Raw genomic sequence first — 19,253 nt, 5'->3', positions numbered from 1 at the left:
GATCATAGAACCTGCCCGGGTCGCGCGACTTCGCCCTCGCGGATCAGCACATCGCTGATCTCGTCGAGAATGGCCGGGTCGTCGATGGTGGGCGGCAGGGGAAAATCCTTGCCATTGACCATCTTACGCAAAGCGGCGCGCAAGGTCTTGCCGGAACGGGTTTTCGGCAGCCGTGGCACGATCAGCGCACGGCGGAAGCAGGCCACGGCGCCCACCTGGTCGCGGATCAGGGCGATCAGCTCCTGTTCCACCTGTTGCGGCGATTGCGCGACGCCGTCCTTGAGCACCACCAGACCCAGCGGCACCTCCCCGCGCAATTCATCGTGGCGGCCCACCACCGCCGATTCCGCCACCGCCGAATGGGTGGCGATGTGTTCCTCCATGATGCCAGTGGAAAGCCGGTGACCGGCCACGTTGATGACGTCGTCGGTGCGGCCCATGATGTGCACGAAACCGTCTTCGTCCAGGTAACCGCCATCGCCAGTGTGGTAGTAGCCGGGATAGGCGCGCAAGTAGCTTTCCAGATAGCGCGGATGATCGTTCCAAAGCGTTTGCGCGCAACCCGGCGGCAACGGCAGGCGCAACACGATGTCTCCTTCCTGGTTGGGCGGCAGCGACTGGCCGTCCTCGCCGAGCACTTCCACCAGATAGCCGGGTACCGCCCGATTGGTGGAGCCATTGCGCACTTCCCGTTCGCCGAGGCCGGCGCAGGGGGCGGTCACCGGCCAGCCGGTCTCGGTCTGCCACCAGTGGTCGTACACCGGCCGCCCGGTGAGATCACTGAGCCATTGGTAAGTGGGGGTATCCAGCTTCTCACCGGCGACGAACAGATGTTTGAGCGTGTCGATCCGATAGCGCTGGAACAATCGGCCTTCGGGATCTTCCTTGCGCATGGCGCGGAACGCGGTGGGCGCGGCGAACAGACCATTGATGCCGTACTCTTCCACCAGACGCCAGTAGGCGCCGGCGTCCGGTGTTTTCACCGGTTTTCCTTCGAACATTACCGTGGTGCAGCCGCCCAGCAGCGGCGCGTAGACGATGAACGAGTGGCCCACCACCCAGCCCACGTCGGAGCAGCCCCACCAGATTTCCCCGGCTTCCATGCCGTAGATGCTGCGCAAGGCGTACAGCAGAGCGACAGCATGGCCACCGTGGTCGCGGACGATACCCTTGGGCTTACCGGTGGTGCCGGAGGTGTACATGATATAGAGCGGGTGGTTGGCGTTGAGCGGTGTGGGCGGTACCGGATCGCTGCCATCGACGGTGGCCCGCCAGTCGAGAAACCCGTATTGCCGCAGTTCCGCCCTTGCCGTTTCGCGTTGCAGCACCAGGACTTGATCGACGCGATGCTGGCACTGCCGCAGAGCGCCATGAACCAGCGGTGTGTAGGGAATCACACGATCGATCTCGATGCCGCAGGAGGCGGTCAGGATCACCTTGGGCCTGGCGTCGTCGATACGCACCGCCAGCTCGTTGGCGGCGAAACCGCCGAACACCACCGAATGCACCGCGCCAATGCGGGCGCAGGCGAGCATGGCCATGGCCGCTTCCGGCACCATTGGCATATAGATCACCACGCCATCGCCGGCGCCGACTCCGAGACGGGTGAGCGCACCGGCCAGCTCCGCCACCCGCGCCAACAGTTGGTTGTAGGTGAAACGCTGGCGCACGCCGGTGACCGGGGAATCAAAGATCAGCGCATCCTGCTCGCCCCGGCCCTGTTCCACTTGGTGGTCCAGAGCCAGGTAACAGGTGTTCAGGCGGCCATCGCCGAACCAGCGGTGAGTGCCGTCGTCCAGGGTTTCAAGGATGCGCGTGGGCGGCTGGTACCAGGCCACGTTGCGGGCCTGTTCGGCCCAGAAGGCTTCCGGTTGTTGGCGGGCCTGCTGAAAGGCATTCCGATAGCTCATTTCCGATTCCTTGCCGTTTGTTGTTTTGTGGCGCGCGGAGGCGACGTCGGCACGCCGTGCTGTTATCCAAGCACCGGAGCTGTCGGGATGCCAGTAGACGATGGTCGGTTTCGAGCCAGCCCTGGAAAGATGAAATCAGAATGGTGGCGGAGCAGGGGGCTCTTGCCGGGGAGAATCGGCGGTCAGAATTCCAGGACACGCTACAAGCACGTCCATGTGGGCTCGGGTTTGGCCTTCCCTGGCCAAACACGGTCCTGGAATTCTGACCACCGATTCTCTACACGCTCTGAAACCGCCCGCTTCGAATCAACCGTCGGACCATTATGGCCTAGTGTGTCGGATCTAGATCACGCCACCATTGGCGCGCAGGACCTGGCCGTTGACCCAGCCGCCATCGGCGCCCACCAGGAACGCCACGGTGCCGGCGATGTCCTCCGGTGTGCCGAGCCGTTCCATGGGGCTCAGTTTCGCCAGCCGTTCCACCAGTTCCTCCGATTTGCCTTCCAGGAACAGATCGGTGGCGGTGGGGCCCGGGGCCACCGCATTGACGGTGATGTCACGGCCGCGCAGTTCCTTGGCGAGAATGCCGGTCAGGGTTTCCACGGCCGCTTTGGTGGCGGCGTAAACGCCGTAGTTTTCCAGCTTCAGGCCGACCACGCTGGTGGAGAAATTGACGATGCGGCCACCCTCGCGCAGGCGCCGCGCCGCCTGACGCAACGTATTCAGAGTGCCCTTGAGATTGATGGCGATCTGGCTGTCCACCAGCTCGTCATCACCCTCGGCCAGTGACGCCAGCTTGAGGATGCCGGCGTTGTTGATCAGCACGTCGACACCACCGAACGCCGTTTCGGTGGCATCAAACAGGCGCGCCACCGCCTCCGGGTCACTGACATCGGCCTTGACCGGCAGCGCGGTGCCGCCGGCCTGCTCGATTTTCGCCGCCAGGGCTTCCGCCGCCGCGGCACTGGCGGCGTAGTTGATCACCACGGCATGGCCATCGGCGGCCAGACGTTCGGCAATGGCGGCACCGATGCCGCGGGAGGCGCCGGTGACGATGGCGACGTTCTGGTGAGAAGCGGGCATGCAGGTTCTCCTTGATCGGTTTATGCGGGAAACCGGCACACCATACACCCCTGTACAGGGCGAATAATCAGGAGAAATCCGATATCTCTGTTCATGATTTTCGAACAGAAAGGGGATTGAGGCGGGACAGGGGATAGTGAGAAACGCTCGCGGCGGGGCAAGGTGCCGCGAGCGTGGGTTTGATCAGCCGCGGCTGGCGCGATTGCCGCCGTTGCCGCTGCGCTGGCCACCGCCGCCCCCACCGCCACCGCGGCGGCGCCGGCGTGGCGCCGGCTTGCCGTCGGCACCGCGGGGCGCGGAGCGGCGCTGGCCGCTCTTGTTGGGGGAGGCACCGTCGGAACGGGGACCAGAGCGAGAGCCGGAGCGGGAGCCATTGGGACGGGAACGCGGTTCCCTCTCATCAGGGATATCGGCCACCGCCGGCGGCTCGAAGTTGGTCACCTGGCGGCGTTCGATGGGCTGTTTGATCAGCCGCTCGATGCCTTTGAGCAGTTTCTGGTCCTCGCCGCTGACCAGGGACACTGCTTCGCCGTCGGCGCCGGCGCGGCCGGTGCGGCCGATCCGGTGTACATAGTCCTCGGCCACGTTGGGCAGGTCGAAGTTCACCACCTGCGGCAATTGGTCGATGTCCAGACCTCGGGCGGCGATGTCGGTGGCCACCAGGGCGCGCACGTCACCGCTTTTGAAGCCGGCCAGCGCGCGGGTGCGGGCGTTCTGGCTCTTGTTGCCATGGATCGCGACGGCCTCGATGCCGGCGCTTTCCAATTGCTTGGCCAGGCGGTTGGCACCGTGTTTGGTACGGGTGAACACCAGCACCTGGAACCATTGCTGCTCGCCGATAAGATGGGTGAGCAGTGCCGCCTTGTGCCGTTTGTCCACGGTCACCACCCATTGACGGACCCGTTCGGCGGTGCTGTTGCGCGGGCTGATGTCGATTTCCTTGGGACTGCGCACCAGGGTTTTCGCCAGCGTCCGGATCTCATTGGAGAAGGTGGCGGAGAACATCAGCGTTTGCCGCTGCTTCGGCAACAGCCGCAGCACCTTGCGGATGTCGTGGATGAAGCCCATGTCGAGCATCCGGTCCGCTTCATCCAGTACCAGAATCTCCAGTTGATCGAAGGACATCGCCTTTTGCTGATACAGGTCCAGCAACCGTCCGGGGGTGGCCACCAGCACATCCACACCACCGCGCAGACGGTTGATCTGCGGGTTGATGTTGACGCCGCCGAACACCACGGCGGAGCGCAGAGCCGGCAGATATTTGCCATATTCGGCCACGCTTTCGCCGACCTGGGCGGCCAGCTCACGGGTGGGGGTCAGCACCAGCGCGCGCACCTGGCGGCTGGCGGCCGGCTTGCCCGGCTCCAGCCGTTGTAACAACGGCAGGGTGAAACCGGCGGTCTTGCCGGTGCCGGTCTGGGCGGCGGCCATTACATCACTGCCACCCAGCACCGCGGGAATGGCTTGCGCCTGAATCGGCGAGGGACGGTCGTAACCCTGTTCGGCCACGGCACGCAAAAGGGGATCGATCAATCCGAGGGACTGGAAATCCATAGGGGGTATCTTCGGAGTTAAGGAAGGGAAGCAATAAAGGCGCGAAGGTTACCTGATTGGCGCCCGGGGCACGAGGACTTTATCTGCCGTGATGGCCGCAAACGGCCCGTGGGGAGGGGGATTAGGGGGCAAATGGCGCCATTCAGCGGGGGTATGGCGTGGCGGTGCCTTCCAATACCTGACTGGCGAAGGCGGGGAGACGGGCATGGCGGTAACGGCGGGTATTGGCGAGATCGAAACCGGCATGGTGGAGGATGTCCGGGGTGGGACGGTTGAGATGGCAGCCGCAGGCCAGCTGTTTCCACAACGGCGTCAGCCGGTTCTGCCAGCGTTGCGTGCGGGGGTTGGGACTGGCGATGTGTTCCAGAATCAGTAATTGCCCGTTGTCGGCCAGCACTCGCCGCATTTCCCGGGCGGCCCGTTCCGGTTCGGGAATGGTGCACAGCACCAGACACGCCACCACGGTGTCGAAGTAGCGGTCCGGGTAGGGTAATCGCCGTGCATCACCGGCCAACAGGCGGATGCGTTGAGGGTGGGGGCTGTTGGTGGCTTGCCGGCGGGCCCGGTTGAGTAACGGGATACTGGGTTCCAGGCCGTGAATTTCCGTGGCTTGCTCGCCGTAAAGCGGCAGGTTGGCGCCATTGCCGACGCCGATTTCCAGGACCCGCCCGCGAGCGGCGGCGATCAAACGCTGGCGGTTGCGATAGAACGGACGGGTGGCCAGATCCAACAGCGGAGGAAAGAGGTAATCGCTGTATAACCCCATGAGATGGGCCTGCTTGTTGCTATCGGCCCATCCTTGGCTTGGCGGGACGGGAAGTCAAGCCGGATTCGCGAGCAAGCTCGCTTCCCACGGAGAGGCTACGGAACTGCTGTGGGAGGCTGGCTTGCCAGCGAATCAGTGTGCCACGGTTGCGTGTAAGCGGGATGTCCCACCACTGTAGGACATCAGTGGCTCACAAGCCGCGATTTGTCTCAAAGCATCAGCGGCTGATCAGCGCCAGTTCCGCGTCCTGTTGCAGCACGGTCCACCAGCGCCGGCCGTGGTCGGCATCGAAGCCCACCAGGGGCTGGTCGGCGCAGGCGTCCGGACGGTTTGGCGGCGTGCTCAGGAAAGCGCTGTCGAACGGCTGCTCCACCACGCAATCGGTGCCGGCGATGGCTTGCCAGCCGTCGGCGGTGCGCCAGGCCAGAGTGTGGCTGTCGGTATCCACCCCTTCGTTGGCGTCGAAGGTCACGGCATAGGCATCGGACACCGCGGTGGCCAGATCCCAGTTCTTACTGGCGCTGGCCGGCAGGGCATGGGCCTGCTTGGCGGTGCCATCGGGCTGACTGCCGGGCAGACCGGTATCCGTCTCCAGGTCCTTGGCGGCGCCGTAGGCGTTGGAGTAGGTGCCGGTCTGATTCTGGGTGCCGCTGATGATGAGGATGTCGGAAGCGGTGTCGCCGTTGGCGGCCTGCCAGCTCATGGTCACGTCTTCCTTCAGATCGATGGTGGTCTCGGGAATGTCGAGCACGGCCGCGTCGTCGGCGTTTGGTACCACGCGGTTCTCCGCGTTCAGGTTCGGCGTCCACGGCTGGTTGTACTGGAACAGGAACTGATAAGCCAGACGCGCCAGCTCGGTAACGGTACTGGCGCGGCTGAACCCTGGAGTGACTTCCATGTCGCGGGTGCGGCTTTCCACCCGGTTGAAGGTGTCGTTGGTGCCGCCCACCATGCGTGCCACGCTGCCGTCGGGAGCATAACAGTCGTTGCTGATGTAGCTGCTGTCCAGGTACATCACCGGGCGGGTGCCTTCGGGAATGGAGTTGGGATAAACAATGCGCTCGCAGCGGTTCTTGGTGCGCGAGAAGCGGTCCAGCAGTTTCCATTGCGGAGCGGCCAGTTCTTTCCCGCCGTCTTCATTGGCGCCGATGGTGTGTTCGGTGAACCAGGACTGATAGTCCACGCGGTCGCCCTGGAACGTCAGCACCGAGGCGTTGACGTCGTAGGCGGTGGAGCCGTTCTTCATCGTGTTCATTTTCTGTTGCACGATGCGTTGCACCAGTTCCCGTTCACCGTAGCGGAATTCGTAGCCTTTATAGGAGGCGTTGCCGGACATGATTTGAGTGTACTGGGGCAGCCGGTAGTTGCCGTCGTCTTCGGTCCAGGAGGTCGGGTCCACCCAGATCGGCGCCTTGATTACCGAGCGCTGATACATGTGCTCGTGGCCTTGCACCCAGATTACATCGTGTTTGGAAAAGAAGGCACGGATGTCATCCCACTTGTTCATCAGGTGGTCGTCGCCGGCGGTGCCTTCCACGATCATTTCCCTGGTTTCGCCGTATTTGGCGCCGATCAGGCCGTCGTGGCTGGCGATCACCAGATGGTCGAATTCACCCTCGTGGGCGGCCACTTCCTGTTTGATCCAGTCAAAAGCGATCGGCAGGTTGTAATACTTGAGCAGGAAGATCATCACGTTGTCGCGGATGACGTAGTAATTGAGATACTGGGCGCCGCTCATGTGCACCGCATCGTCGGGGATGTAGTGCTTCATGTTCTCGATCCATTCCACTGAATAGGCGTAGCTGTCTTCGTGGTTGCCCATCAACGGCAGGAACTCGATGCCGGCGTCGCGGTAGCTTTCCGCCACCGAGGTCCATTGCTCGAACTCTCGGGTGGTGCCGTGGTCGGTGAGGTCGCCCACCGGGATCACGATATCCACGCCCAGTTCCTGTTCCTTGTCGAGCACCGCCTTCATTGGATGCATGGAAACGTTATCGCCGCCGCCCTGAGTATCCGGCAGCAGACCGATGCGCAGTGTGGAAACCGGAGTCGGCGTGGGCGTTTCGCCGCCGCTGCCGGGATCGGTGGGTGGCGTGCCGGAATCGGATGAGGACGAAGAACCGCCGCAGGCGGACAACAGGCCGCCGAGCAGCACCGCGTACAACGGTAGTGCCGTGAATCGCATGATGTGAACCCCCAGATTGGTATTGGTATACCCGGTTGCACCCCATCACGCGCCTTCCTTTGCGCTTCTCCGCGACGGCGGAGGCTGGGTATGGAACCCGGGTCGGGAGCGGGCGGGCTCCCTGAGCGCTGCTTATGCTGGATAAGGGATGTGATGATTCGGCGTCATTGAAATGACGGTTTGATGATCTGTGTTGTCCCACGGTTGTGGAACGGCGCTGGATATCGGACGCCAACATAAGGTTCATCGCGGTTTGGAGGGAAACGGTATTACCTTCCATCATGGACAGCGAAGCCGCGTTACGCCTTTGCTTCGAGGTAACCGGCAAGCGCAGGTGTTCTTCTGGCCTTGCAGACATCAATTCGGAGGTTGCTACAACGTCGCTGTGGGAGCTTCACCAGCAGACGAAGCGGATCGTCACGAGGCGTAACGGTGGAACACTTCCAGGAAAGCGTCGCCGTAGGCTTCCAGTTTGCGGTCGCCGACACCGCTGACGCTGGCCATGTCACGCAGTGAGGTTGGATGAATCGCCATCATGTCGAGCAGGGTGGCGTCGTGGAAGATCACGTAGGGCGGCACGCCGGCTTCCTCGGCCAGTTGCTTGCGGCAGGCGCGCAGGGCTTCCCAAAGCGGGCGCTCGGCGTCCGTCACCGGAACCCGCTCGGTGCGGCGGGAGCGGGTCTGGGCACGGGCCACGTCCTTGCGCAGTTGTAGCGACCGCTCACCGCGTAAATAGGGACGGCAGGCCTCGGTGAGTTGCAGGGCGCCATAGCCGGCGGCATCCACGGCGAGCAGGCCCAGCGCCACCAGTTGCCGATAAATGGCCCGCCACTGATTGGCGGAAAGCTCGCCGCCGATGTTCCAGGTGGAGACATGGTCGTGACCGGCGGAAGCCACCTTGTCGCTGCGATTGCCCGTGAGCACATCAACCAAATGGTTGACGCCGAATCGCTGGCCGGTGCGGTAAACACAGCTGAGCGCCTTGCGCGCCACCTCGGTGGCGTCGAATGTCTGTGGCGGGTTCAGGCAGGTATCGCAGTTGCCGCAGGGTTTTTCCAGGGTTTCGCCAAAATAGTTCAGCAGCGCCTGGCGCCGGCACTGGGTCACTTCACAGAGGCCAAGCATGGCCTCCAGACGCTGATGCTCGTGGCGTTTGAACTGTTCGTTGCCCTCCGATTGCGCCAGCATTTGTTTGTGGCGGATGGCGTCTTCCAGCCCATAGGCCATCCAGGCGGTGGCGGGGGCGCCATCACGGCCGGCCCGGCCGGTTTCCTGGTAATAGGCTTCGATACTTTTGGGCAGATCCAGATGGGCGACAAAGCGCACATCCGGTTTATCGATGCCCATGCCGAACGCCACCGTGGCCACCATCACCAGACCATCCTCGCGCAGGAATCGCTGCTGGTGACGGGCGCGCACCTCGCCGCCGAGACCGGCGTGGTAGGGCAGGGCGGGAATGCCTTGCTGGTTGAGCCAGTCGGCGGTCTGGTCCACCTTGTTACGGGACAGGCAATAAACAATGCCGGCGTCGCCGGCGTGTTCGTTGCGGATCAGCCTTAGCAGTTGCTGGCGGGCGCTGTCCTTGCGTTCGATCCGGTACTGGATGTTGGGCCGGTCGAAGCTGGAGATAAAGTGCCGGGCGCTACCCAGATCCAGCCGTTCGGCGATCTCCTGACGAGTGCGCGGATCGGCGGTGGCGGTGAGCGCGATGCGTGGCACCTGGGGGAACTCCCGGTGCAGCAGGGACAGTTGCAGATAGTCGCTGCGAAAATCATGGCCCCACTGCGATACGCAATGCGCCTCGTCGATGGCGAATAACGCCAGCGGAGACTGGTGCAACAATTCCAGAGTGCGTGCCTGGGTCAGCCGTTCCGGCGCCACATAGAGCAGGTCGAGAGTACCGTCGCGGACCTGTTGTTCCAATTCCCTGGCGCGGCCGGCGTCCAGAGTGGAGTTGAGGAAACCGGCGCTGACGCCGAGGGCGTTGAGCGCGTCCACCTGATCCTGCATCAGCGCGATCAACGGGCTGACCACCACACCGACGCCTTCCCGCGCCAGGGCCGGGATCTGGTAACAGAGGGATTTGCCGCCGCCGGTGGGCATCAACACCAGGGCATCGCCACCGCTGACCAGGGTGTCGATAATGGCGGCCTGCTGGTTACGGAACTCGTGGTAGCCGAATACGTGCTGGAGAATCGAAAGGGGATCGCGTTGCATGGCGGGAGTATACCTGCCCGTGGGCGCGGTGACATCCGCGTGACATGTGCGCCACGCAGAATCCGGCGCGACTGTGACGAAACCGTGACGGGGAACAAAACGACAATGCAGGCATGGCGGGTTTTTCGTGAATTTTTTCTGTTGGGCTGGATCAGCTTCGGTGGTCCGGCGGCGCATGTGGGGTATTTCCACCGCCGTTTCGTCACCTCCCTGGGCTGGCTGGACGAGGACGAGTTCGCCCGTCTGTTGGCGTTGACCCAGTTTCTGCCCGGCCCGGCGTCGAGTCAGTTGGGGTTCGCCATCGGCCGCCATCGCGCCGGGCTGGCCGGGGCGGTGGCGGCGTTTCTCGGTTTTACCCTGCCGTCGTTCGGGATCATGGTACTGGTGGCCCTGTTCGCTGCCCGGTGGGCCGGAGACGGGTTGGATGGCGTGGTACGGGGACTGAAATGGCTGGCGGTGGTGGTGGTGGCCGACGCGGTCTGGAACATGGGCCGCCGTTTTTGTCCCGATACCCTGACCCGGGGGCTGGCGCTGGCCACGGCGGTGCTGTTGTGGTGGTGGCCGGGCGTCGTCACGCAACTGCTGGCCTTGCTGCTGGCGGCGGCGATTGGCTGCGGATGGCTCAAGCGTACCGTGGAGACCATGCCGGAGGGCGGTGCGATCAGAGTGCGACCGCTGGTGCTGTTCGCCGGACTCTGGCTGTTGTTCGCCCTGGTTGGCGGCTTCTGGCTACTGCGGGACTTTTATAGCGCCGGTGCTTTGGTGTTCGGTGGCGGCCATGTGGTATTGCCGTTGCTGCAGGGCTTCGTTGGTGACCGCATCGGCACCGACGCCTTTTTGACCGGCTACGCCGCCGCCCAGGCGGTACCCGGCCCGATGTTTTCCCTGGCCGCTTATCTGGGCGCGCTGCTGATGCCGACGGCGCCCTGGTCCGGCGCGGCCCTGGCCACGGTGGCGATCTTCCTGCCCGGCTTCCTGTTGGTATGGGCATTGGCGGACGCCTGGCGCGGCCTGGCCAGCCGCCCGGCCATGGCCGGCGCCGTGGCCGGCATCAACGCGGCGGTGGTGGGCTTGCTGCTGGCGGCCCTCTACGACCCGGTTTTTCGCTCGGCGGTGGCCGGTGTGGGGGATTTCGCGGTGGTGGTGGCGGGATTCGTGTTATTGCGGTCGGGGAAGGTGCCCTTGCTCTGGCTGGTGGTGGGGATGGCGTTGTTGGGCTGGGCCGTCAGGGTCTTTTGAGAGGGGCCTTCCGGGAGAGGCGTTTTGAAAGAAGGGGCGCCAGGCGGTTTCATTGCTGATCGCGGGGATCGCTTTTTTCAGGGCCGCCAGATCAAGTTGTTTGAACCAGGCCGCCGCCTCCTGGCACTCAGGCAGGCTGTTGGAGCTGACATCGAACAGCAGGCTCAATTCCTGATGTGCGTTTATCCTGGCGATGGGTAAATGGTAACGGCTGTTGCAAGTACGCCGCCGCTGATTGATGCGCAGTTTCAAGGCCGGGCCGGCCGTTGCCACCACCTCGCCATATTCTTCTTCGGCGGAGGCATGAAGCCAGATGTCCCGTAGAGCCGGTGGATTGGTGCTTTCCCAACGTACAAGAAAGATCCGTATGGACGCCGCGCCCTGTTGATCGAAGGAGGAAACGTCAAGCCTCCAGGGATGATCCGGTGACGTCATACGGCTCGATCTTACGTGGAATAAATCGTCGTCGGGATTAAAGAAAGAGTCCAGCCGCTGCTCGAGAAAGGTCACGAATTCCGCATAGTCTTTTGGCATCATAGTGGAATCCATGGAGGGGATATACTCGCCTGAAAGCAGCTGCATGGGGAGATCTTCCGCACCCAGCTGTTTGATGATCCCGATGAAATCACCGGCCACCTGAATATCGGATGTTTCCGCCCTGGCGTGGAGATAAGTGTCGCCGATATCGCGTTCGGCCTGAATGTAATAGTAGCCGTTCGCCTCTAGTGCGATGTGGATGTCGTGTCCGAGGTTGTGATGATCGGGGTGGATGGAGAAAAAGTTTTTCGCCACTTTCCGTCGCTGATATTTATCGTCGTTGGTGGTGGCAAAGAGGGTCATTTCGTGGGCTTTGATATCGCTTCCGTGCCGCTGCCAAACCTTGAAGGCCACGGCATCGGATCTGGCTTCGGGATACCTGAGAACATAATTTCCGGGCAGCTTCAGCGACAGCATACCCTTGAAGGAGGTCTGCCATGTTGGGGTGGCTTTGGCCTGGGCAAGCTGCTGGAATACTTCTTGCGTCCGGTTTCGTGCGTCCCGCCACTCGGCCTGGATGCGCAGGAGTTCGGGGTTGTCTGGCTCGACCGGGACGAGTTTCAGTGCCTGGATACCGTTTATGTCGGTAGCGAGATTGTCCTTGCTTCGCTCTTTCAGTGCGTCGAGGTCACTCTCGTCCTCGATGTCCGGATAGCTATTGCCGAATAAGCCTTCTTCCTGAGTAAAGCGAACCGAACCGTCCGTTTCGGCAACATAATCCTTGCCATGACCACGCAGCGGGAGGGCCTCTTTTTTGAACGGCACCATCAAATAGCCGCGCAGTTTGGTCCCGTCCGGCCCATAGAGCCTCATTACCGGCAACAGGCTGTCAACCTCGGCCCAGGTGACCTCGGCATAGGAGTCAAACCTGGAGTTGATGGGCTGAGGGAAGTAGGTTCCCCCGGGCACATCACGGGTGATGGTAAGGGCAAGAACCACAGTGATCGGGATCAGCAACAGGATCGAGGCAAGGACCAAAAGGATGCGTTTCATGGTTATGATGATGTCTGCCCTGCCTACTTTTGTTGGCTCTACACTATAACAATCCGAGTGCTATCGAGAGAGGGCGCATTGTTTGAATTGCCAACCGGCGTCGCTTGCCTCAAACCCGGAATCATGATTCAATTCTTAGAAAGTGGGAATCAGGATTCCGATCATGGCATACCGGGAAACCGCTCAGGTTCGGGCGCGTAAGGCGGCGCAGCGGGAGAATTTGCTGGGGACCGCTGAGATGTTGGTGCGGGAAGGGGGCTTCGCCGCCATGACCATGCAGGCGGTGGCGGAGCGCGCCGGCGTCGGTGTCGGCACGCTGTATCGCTATTTTGACAACAAGGCGACGCTGGCGGCGGAGGTGTTCCGTGTCGCCACCGAGCGGGAAGTGGAGGCCGTGGCGCGGGCGCTGTCCGGGCCGGGCGGCGCTGGTGCCCGCCTGGAGCAAGCGTTGCGGGTGTTCGCCGGTCGAGCCATGGCGGCGCCCAAGCTGGCCTGGGCGCTGATCGCCGAACCGGTGGAGCCGGAGGTGGATGCCGAACGGCTGCATTACCGGGCCATGTACGCGGCACTCTACCGGGATGTGCTGGATCACGGCGTGGCCAGTGGCGAACTGCCGCCCCAGGCCACCGCTCCCAGCGCCGCGGCGCTGGTAGGGGCGGTGGCCGAAGCTTTGGTGGGGCCACTGGCGGCGCCGCTGGCGGACGCCGCCCTGCCGGATCAGATGGTGGCCTTCTGCCTGCGGGCGGTGGGCGCCACGCCATCGCAATCGAGACAACCACAACAAAACACCACCACAGGCGCCGTTGGCGCTGGAGGTCAATCATGAATGCTCAACACGATGCTTTGAATGTGGAAGCCCTGGCCGACACCCATGAGGTGCTCAACCAGTCCGGCGATCTGCAGGATTACAACGCCTATGACACCGACAATGCCCTGCGTGAAGCGGTGCGCCGCCACGGTGCGGGCTGGGCGGAACCGGCATTGTCCGCGCACGGTGCCAGGACCGGCAGTGCCGAGGTGATCGAGTGGGGCTTCCTGGCCAACGAAAACAAACCGCAGTTCTTCTCTCACGACCGTCACGGTTACCGGGTGGATGAGGTGAAATATCACCCGGCCTATCACAACCTGATGGCGCTGGGGCTGGAGAGCGGCATCCATTCCGCGCCCTGGACCGACCCCAAGCCCGGCGCCCATGTGGCCCGGGCCGCGCGCAGCTACCTGCAGGCCCAGGCGGAAGCGGGCCATGGCTGCCCGCTGACCATGACCTTCGCGGCGGTGCCCTCGATCCGGCTGACCCCATCCCTGGCCGAGGAATGGCTGCCGAAAATCCTCAACAACGGCTATGACCCGCGCAATGTGCCGCACTATGAAAAGCAATCCCTGACCATCGGCATGGGCATGACCGAGAAGCAAGGCGGCTCCGATGTGCGGGCCAATACCACGCGCGCTTATGCAATCGGCGCTGGCGGCCCCGGCGAGGCCTACGAACTGATTGGCCACAAGTGGTTCACCTCCGCGCCCATGTGCGATGCCTTCCTGGTATTGGCGCAGACCGAAAAGGGGCTGAGCTGTTTTCTGGTGCCGCGCTGGCGGCCCGACGGCAGCAAGAATCCGATTCAAGTGCAGCGCCTGAAAAACAAGGTGGGTAACGTCTCCAACGCCTCCTCCGAGATCGAGCTGCGCGGAGCCCTGGGGTGGATGGTCGGCGAGGAAGGGCGTGGTGTGCCGGCGATCATCGAAATGGTGGCGATGACCCGCTTCGATTGCATGATCGGCTCTTCGGCGGGGCAGCGTCAGGCGGTGGCACAGGCGGTCAATCACGCCAGTGGCCGGGCCGCGTTCGGCAAGACACTGATTGACCAGCCGCTGATGCGGAATGTGCTCGCCGACCTGCAATTGGAGGTGGAAGGCTCCCTGGCCATCGCCATGCGCATGGGCGAGGCGTTGGACAACACCGCGTTGGACAGCGGCAACGAATATGAACAACTGCTGTTGCGGTTGGGGCTGCCGGCGGGTAAGTACTGGATCTGCAAGCGCACCCCGTTCCATGCCTACGAGGCCATGGAATGTCTGGGCGGCAACGGCGCCATCGAGGAGTTCATGATGGCGCGTTTGTACCGGGAAGCGCCGATCAACGCGATCTGGGAAGGGTCCGGTAATGTACAGGCGCTGGATATGCTGCGCGCTTTGGCGAAGACGCCGAAAGTGCTGGACGTGTGGTTCACGGAACTGGGTAAGGCAGCCGGCGCCGACAGCCGTCTGGACCAGGCCGTGACCGCGTTGAAAGGTGAGTTCTCCGATATGGCGGATGCGGAATACCGTGCCCGCGACATCGTCGACCGCCTGTCACTGACCATGCAGGCCAGTCAGTTGGTGGCCGCCGGCAACAGCGCCGTGGCGGAGGCTTTCATCGCCTCCCGTCTGGGGGAGCACGGTGATCGCAACTACGGCACCCTGCCTCGCGGTCTGGATCTGGATACGATCCTGCAACGGGCCGATCCCTGGAGCGAATAGGCCGGTTCCACGAACTCCGCAACCCTGTGCTACGAAGCCGCTGTGGGAGACTGCCTAGGCAGCGAATGGTTTTCTCTGCCGTTGGCAATATTCGCTTGCAAGCAAGCTTCCCACAGCGGCTCCGTGACTCTTCTCTGTGGGAAGCTGCGGAACGTGGTGGTGGCCCGCAATGCATTCCGTGTTTCGTGCTCAGAGCTTGATGCGATCCAGCAATTCGAACCACAGCGCCCGGTAGGCGTGGGCCGCCGGCGTGTGTGGGGCGAATTCCGCCACCGGTGCGCGGTGATCGCCCATCTGTTCCACATGGGTGGAGTAGGGGATCCAGGTCTGCAGGCCGTTACGCATGATTGGCGGCCGTTTTACCAGCAAATCCAGATGCAGGGCCCGGCGCCGGTCCACCATGTTGTAGAACGGGATCAGCTCCAGATTCTTGAGCTTCTTGCTGTCCAGCCAATCCCGCACCTGTTCCAGCGCGCGCAGGGAAAGGTGCGTCGGGATCACCGGCACCACCAAATAATCAGCGGCGGAGAAAATACTCTCGGCCACCGGGCTCAGGGTGGGCGGGCAATCCAGCAGCATTAACTCGTAGCTTTCGCCGAACGGTGCCACCAGCTGTCGCAGCTGGCCGCGACCGGTCTCCGCCAGTTTCAGGTCGGCATTGCGCAGGCTGAGGTCAGAGGGAATGGCTTCCAGCAGCGGCCAGCGGGTTTCCCGCTTCAGGTTGCCCATGGGCTGCTTGCCTTTGAGAACCGCGCCCGCCTTGTAGCCGGTGCCATCGCCGACACCGAGATAGAAACTGGCGGCGCCCTGCGGGTCCAGGTCCCAGAGCAGGGTACGGTGCTTCCAGCGGGCCGCGTGCCAGGCCACATTGATGGCCGTGGTGGTCTTGCCCACCCCTCCTTTCAGATTATAAAAGGCGATGGTTCGCATGATCGGCACAGTTAGTGATGGACGGTGTCCGGCAGGCTAGCACGAACCGGCCGGTGTGTCCCGCCATGACGGGTGTGGGCCTGCTGTTGTGGAGAGGTTCCTTGTCGGGTATTCGCGCAGGGGCTTTAATCGGTGCTGGGGGCGCCGGTACCAGGAGGTACGGTGGGGGGTAAGAGTCGGTGGTCAACGTTCCAGGACACGGAGAAGCACGGTCCTGGAACGTTGACCACCGACTCTCCAAGAACTCCGAAACCGTTGTGGGGTAGTAGAGGTTGAGGGGCGATATTGTCAGGGGGCACAGGGAAAGCGATGGGGTCGCAAGGAAACACGCTGATGGAAAAACGCCATCCGGTTTTTCTCAGCACCGGGTATCCGGATCCACTGGGGGTGCGTCAGAAGGTGCTGGCGCCGCTGTTGAATCAGGCGCTGATGCCTTTGGGGATGGCGGCGTTGGATGACGGCGCCGATCACATGCCGCTGGCGCAGCGTCTGATCGACGACAGCGACTATGTGGTGTTGGTTCTCGGCGGGCTTTACGGCGCTCTGTCGCCGTTAGGGCTGAGCCAGATGCACCGCGAGTTCGTCTATGCCGCCACCAAGCGCAAACCGGTGCTGGCGTTCATTCACGAAGCGCCGTCGTTGTTGCCGGAAGCGGCCCGGGAGGGATCCCGTGAGGGGGCGGTGCGGCGCGACGATTTTGCCCGTCTGCTGCAGGGCAAGACCCGTTGCCATACCTGGCGTGAGCCGGAGGATCTGGTGGAACGGCTGGCGCGGGTGTTGCCGGATTGGTTGCGAACCCATCCGGCCGCCGGCTGGGTCCGGCCCGGCACCTCCGGCGGCACCGAGGACGCGGTTTTGCGCCGGCGGCTGGCGGCCCTGGAAGCGGAGCGCGAACGCTGGCTGACGGATCAACGGCCCGCGGCGGCGGCTCTGGCCCGTGGCGGCGATCCGGTGGAACTGGAATACAGTTGCGCGGTGTATCAGGGCGGTGCCTGCAAACTGGCGCGGGGGCGCAGCCGTTGGCAATGGGAGGCGGTGTTCGGTTCGCTGGCACCGAAGATGCTGGAGGGCGCCAGCGAGGCGGTGTTGCGCAAGACGCTGGAGCAGGCGCTGGCGCGGCGCGCATTGGAGGAATTGAAACCCCGTTTTCCGGAGGCTCACGCGGTGCGCAATGTGACGCTGGCGGAACCGGTGCTGCAGCAGATCAAGGTGCAGTTACGGGCGCTGGGTTTGATCCGTCACGATGAGAGAGGGGCAGGGCCGGGTTGCTGGCGGCTCACCGCCACCGGTGATGCCGCCATGACCCAACTGCTGGCGCGGCGCCGCGAAGGGGGCTAGCGGGAAAGGCGCACCCCAAACCTTGCGGATATGAATTCAGAGGTCGCTACGAAGCCGCTGTGGGAGCTTGTCCGGGCGGCTTCGTAGTCCAGGCAGTGAGTGAACCCCGGGCTCAATGCCCGGCCAGCTTCTCCTTGAGCACTTCCACCACCCGATCCAGCGGCAGCTCCTCATTGTCTTCCGCGCCCCGGCGCTTGTATTCCAGTACTCCGCGGTCCAGTCCTTTTTCCGCCACCAGAATACGGTGGGGAATGCCGAGCAGTTCGGAGTCGCTGAACTTCACGCCCACCCGCTCTTTCTCACGGTCGTCGTAGAGCACCTCGATGCCGGCCTCGGTGAGGGTCTGGTAGAGCTGTTCGGCGGTGTCCTTTTCGCGCGGGCTCTTTTTCGGGTTGAGCGGCATCAATACCACCTGGAACGGGGCAATGGCTTCGGGCCAGATGATGCCGCGCTCGTCGTGATTCTGCTCGATGGCGGCGGCCACGATGCGGCTGACGCCGATGCCGTAGCAGCCCATCGGCATGGTCACCGCCTTGCCGTTTTCGTCCAGCACGGTGGCATTGAGGGCTTCGGAGTATTTGGTGCCGAGCTGGAAGATGTGGCCCACTTCGATGCCGCGTTTGATCACCAGGGTTCCCTGGCCATCCGGGCTTGGATCGCCGTTCACCACATTACGCAGGTCGGCCACTTCCGGCAGCGCCACATCGCGCTCCCAGTTGATATTGAAATGGTGCTTGCCGTCCTGGTTGGCGCCAGCGGCGAAGTCGCTCATCTTCGCCACGGTGCGGTCGACGATGCAGGGGATGGGCAGGTTCACCGGACCCAGGGAGCCGGGGCCGGCGCCGATGGCGGCGCGGATCTCCGCTTCCTCGGCGAAGGCCAGCGGCGCCGCCACCGCCTCCAGTTTTTCCGCTTTGACATCGTTCAGTTCATGGTCGCCACGGACCAGCAGGGCCACCAGACCACCTTCCGCTCCTTTCACCACCAGGGTCTTCACGGTCTTTTCGATGGGCAGGTCGAATTGCGCCACCAGTTGCTCGATGGTTTTGGCGTCGGGGGTGTCCACCAGCGTCATTTCGGCGCCGGGAGCCGGCCGCTCGCCGGCGGGGGCCAGCGCTTCGGCCAGCTCCACGTTGGCGGCGTAGTCGGAGGTGTCGGAGAACGCGATGTCGTCCTCGCCGGAGGCCGCCAGCACATGGAACTCATGGCTGGCGGCGCCGCCGATGGAGCCGGTGTCCGCTTCCACCGGCCGATAGTCCAGCCCCAGGCGGTCGAAGATCGCGCAGTAGGCGCGATGCATGTCCTGGTAGGTCTCGGCCAGCGATTCCGCGTTCAGGTGGAAGGAATAGGCGTCCTTCATGGTGAACTCCCGCGAGCGCATGACGCCGAAGCGCGGGCGGATCTCGTCGCGGAATTTGGTCTGGATCTGATAGAAGTTGAGCGGCAGTTGCTTGTAGCTGTGGATCTCGTTGCGCGCCAGATCGGTGATCACTTCCTCATGGGTGGGACCCAGACAGAAGCCGTTGTCGTGGCGGTCGGTGATGCGCAGCAATTCGGGGCCGTAGGCGCTGTCACGGCCGGATTCCTGCCACAGCTCGATCGGCTGCACCACCGGCATCAGTACTTCCTGGGCGCCGGCCCGTTCCATTTCCTCGCGCACGATCCGCTCCACCTTGCGCAGCACGCGCAGGCCGCTGGGCAGCCAGGTATAGAGGCCGGATGCCAGCTTGCGGATCATGCCCGCGCGCAGCATCAACTGGTGACTGATGACCACCGCGTCGGCGGGGGTTTCCTTGACGGTGGCAAGCAAATAGCGGGAAGTACGCATAGTTTGTACGAATCCGGATCCAATGAAAGGCGATTGACGGTGCCGAAGCGTTAAGTGGGCTATTCTACATAGTCGGCCCGGCGCTGACACCGGTACGCTTCCCGTCAAAGCGGGCCTCTGGCACCATTTGCCAATCGTCGACTGAAGAAAGAAGGAAAA

Annotated in this window: 13 protein-coding genes; 4 read left to right on the top strand and 9 right to left on the bottom strand. The window is 63.2% G+C overall.

All coding sequences use genetic code 11. The features are described 5' to 3' along the window. Window positions 1–2: 2 nt before the first annotated feature. The 6 genes from RYH70_RS14395 to recQ form a co-directional block, all read right to left on the bottom strand. Window positions 3–1,910: an AMP-binding protein gene (locus RYH70_RS14395; protein WP_317009322.1), complete on the bottom strand. Its 1,908-nt coding sequence runs from the start codon at window positions 1,908–1,910 to the stop codon at window positions 3–5. 342 nt (window positions 1,911–2,252) lie between these two features. Next, the gene (locus RYH70_RS14390; RefSeq protein ID WP_022995689.1) at window positions 2,253–2,993 is read right to left on the bottom strand and encodes an SDR family oxidoreductase; all 741 of its coding nucleotides are present in this window, start codon (window positions 2,991–2,993) and stop codon (window positions 2,253–2,255) included. Between the two features lie 183 nt (window positions 2,994–3,176). Then, window positions 3,177–4,547 (bottom strand): DEAD/DEAH box helicase, encoded by a 1,371-nt coding sequence (locus RYH70_RS14385; protein ID WP_026949704.1) that lies wholly within the window; start codon window positions 4,545–4,547, stop codon window positions 3,177–3,179. A 142-nt stretch (window positions 4,548–4,689) separates the two neighbouring features. Then, the gene (locus RYH70_RS14380; RefSeq protein WP_284455024.1) at window positions 4,690–5,313 is read right to left on the bottom strand and encodes a class I SAM-dependent methyltransferase; all 624 of its coding nucleotides are present in this window, start codon (window positions 5,311–5,313) and stop codon (window positions 4,690–4,692) included. Window positions 5,314–5,530: 217 nt separating this feature from the next. Further along, window positions 5,531–7,498 (bottom strand): metallophosphoesterase family protein, encoded by a 1,968-nt coding sequence (locus RYH70_RS14375; RefSeq protein ID WP_317009321.1) that lies wholly within the window; start codon window positions 7,496–7,498, stop codon window positions 5,531–5,533. 417 nt (window positions 7,499–7,915) lie between these two features. Beyond that, window positions 7,916–9,715: a DNA helicase RecQ gene (gene recQ, locus RYH70_RS14370; RefSeq protein WP_317009320.1), complete on the bottom strand. Its 1,800-nt coding sequence runs from the start codon at window positions 9,713–9,715 to the stop codon at window positions 7,916–7,918. 105 nt (window positions 9,716–9,820) lie between these two features. Here recQ and chrA point away from each other — a divergent pair, with 105 nt between their 5' ends. After that, window positions 9,821–10,954 carry a chromate efflux transporter gene (chrA, locus tag RYH70_RS14365; RefSeq protein ID WP_317009319.1) on the top strand — a complete coding sequence of 378 codons (1,134 nt, stop codon included), beginning with the start codon at window positions 9,821–9,823 and terminating at the stop codon, window positions 10,952–10,954. Here chrA and RYH70_RS14360 read toward each other — a convergent pair. Further along, on the bottom strand, window positions 10,874–12,484 hold the full coding sequence (locus RYH70_RS14360) for a hypothetical protein (protein ID WP_317009318.1): 1,611 nt from the start codon (window positions 12,482–12,484) through the stop codon (window positions 10,874–10,876). The two genes, chrA and RYH70_RS14360, sit on opposite strands and share 81 nt — an antisense overlap. Before the next feature lie 163 nt (window positions 12,485–12,647). Between RYH70_RS14360 and RYH70_RS14355 the strand changes: the two genes are divergently transcribed. Both RYH70_RS14355 and RYH70_RS14350 read left to right on the top strand, forming a co-directional pair. Beyond that, entirely contained in the window at window positions 12,648–13,310 is a 663-nt protein-coding gene (locus tag RYH70_RS14355; protein ID WP_022995695.1) for a TetR/AcrR family transcriptional regulator, read from the top strand. Further along, complete coding sequence (locus RYH70_RS14350) at window positions 13,307–14,998, top strand: acyl-CoA dehydrogenase family protein (protein ID WP_055099915.1); 1,692 nt, start codon at window positions 13,307–13,309, stop codon at window positions 14,996–14,998. Before RYH70_RS14355 ends, RYH70_RS14350 begins: the two co-directional genes overlap by 4 nt. Window positions 14,999–15,187: 189 nt before the next feature. Here RYH70_RS14350 and RYH70_RS14345 read toward each other — a convergent pair whose 3' ends face one another. Further along, window positions 15,188–15,928, bottom strand: a complete 741-nt coding sequence (locus RYH70_RS14345; RefSeq protein ID WP_233926157.1) for a ParA family protein — start codon at window positions 15,926–15,928, stop codon at window positions 15,188–15,190. A 333-nt stretch (window positions 15,929–16,261) separates the two neighbouring features. On the opposite strand from RYH70_RS14345, the gene RYH70_RS14340 reads away from it, so the two are divergent. After that, entirely contained in the window at window positions 16,262–17,266 is a 1,005-nt protein-coding gene (locus tag RYH70_RS14340) for a DUF4062 domain-containing protein (protein WP_284455018.1), read from the top strand. Between the two features lie 112 nt (window positions 17,267–17,378). Here RYH70_RS14340 and RYH70_RS14335 read toward each other — a convergent pair whose 3' ends face one another. Then, on the bottom strand, window positions 17,379–19,094 hold the full coding sequence (locus tag RYH70_RS14335) for a proline--tRNA ligase (RefSeq protein WP_022996158.1): 1,716 nt from the start codon (window positions 19,092–19,094) through the stop codon (window positions 17,379–17,381). Window positions 19,095–19,253 lie beyond the last annotated feature (159 nt).

The sequence above is a fragment of the Alloalcanivorax xenomutans genome (genome assembly GCF_032810065.1).
GTDB lineage: Bacteria > Pseudomonadota > Gammaproteobacteria > Pseudomonadales > Alcanivoracaceae > Alloalcanivorax > Alloalcanivorax xenomutans.
This window is presented reverse-complemented; position numbering and strand designations above follow the sequence as displayed.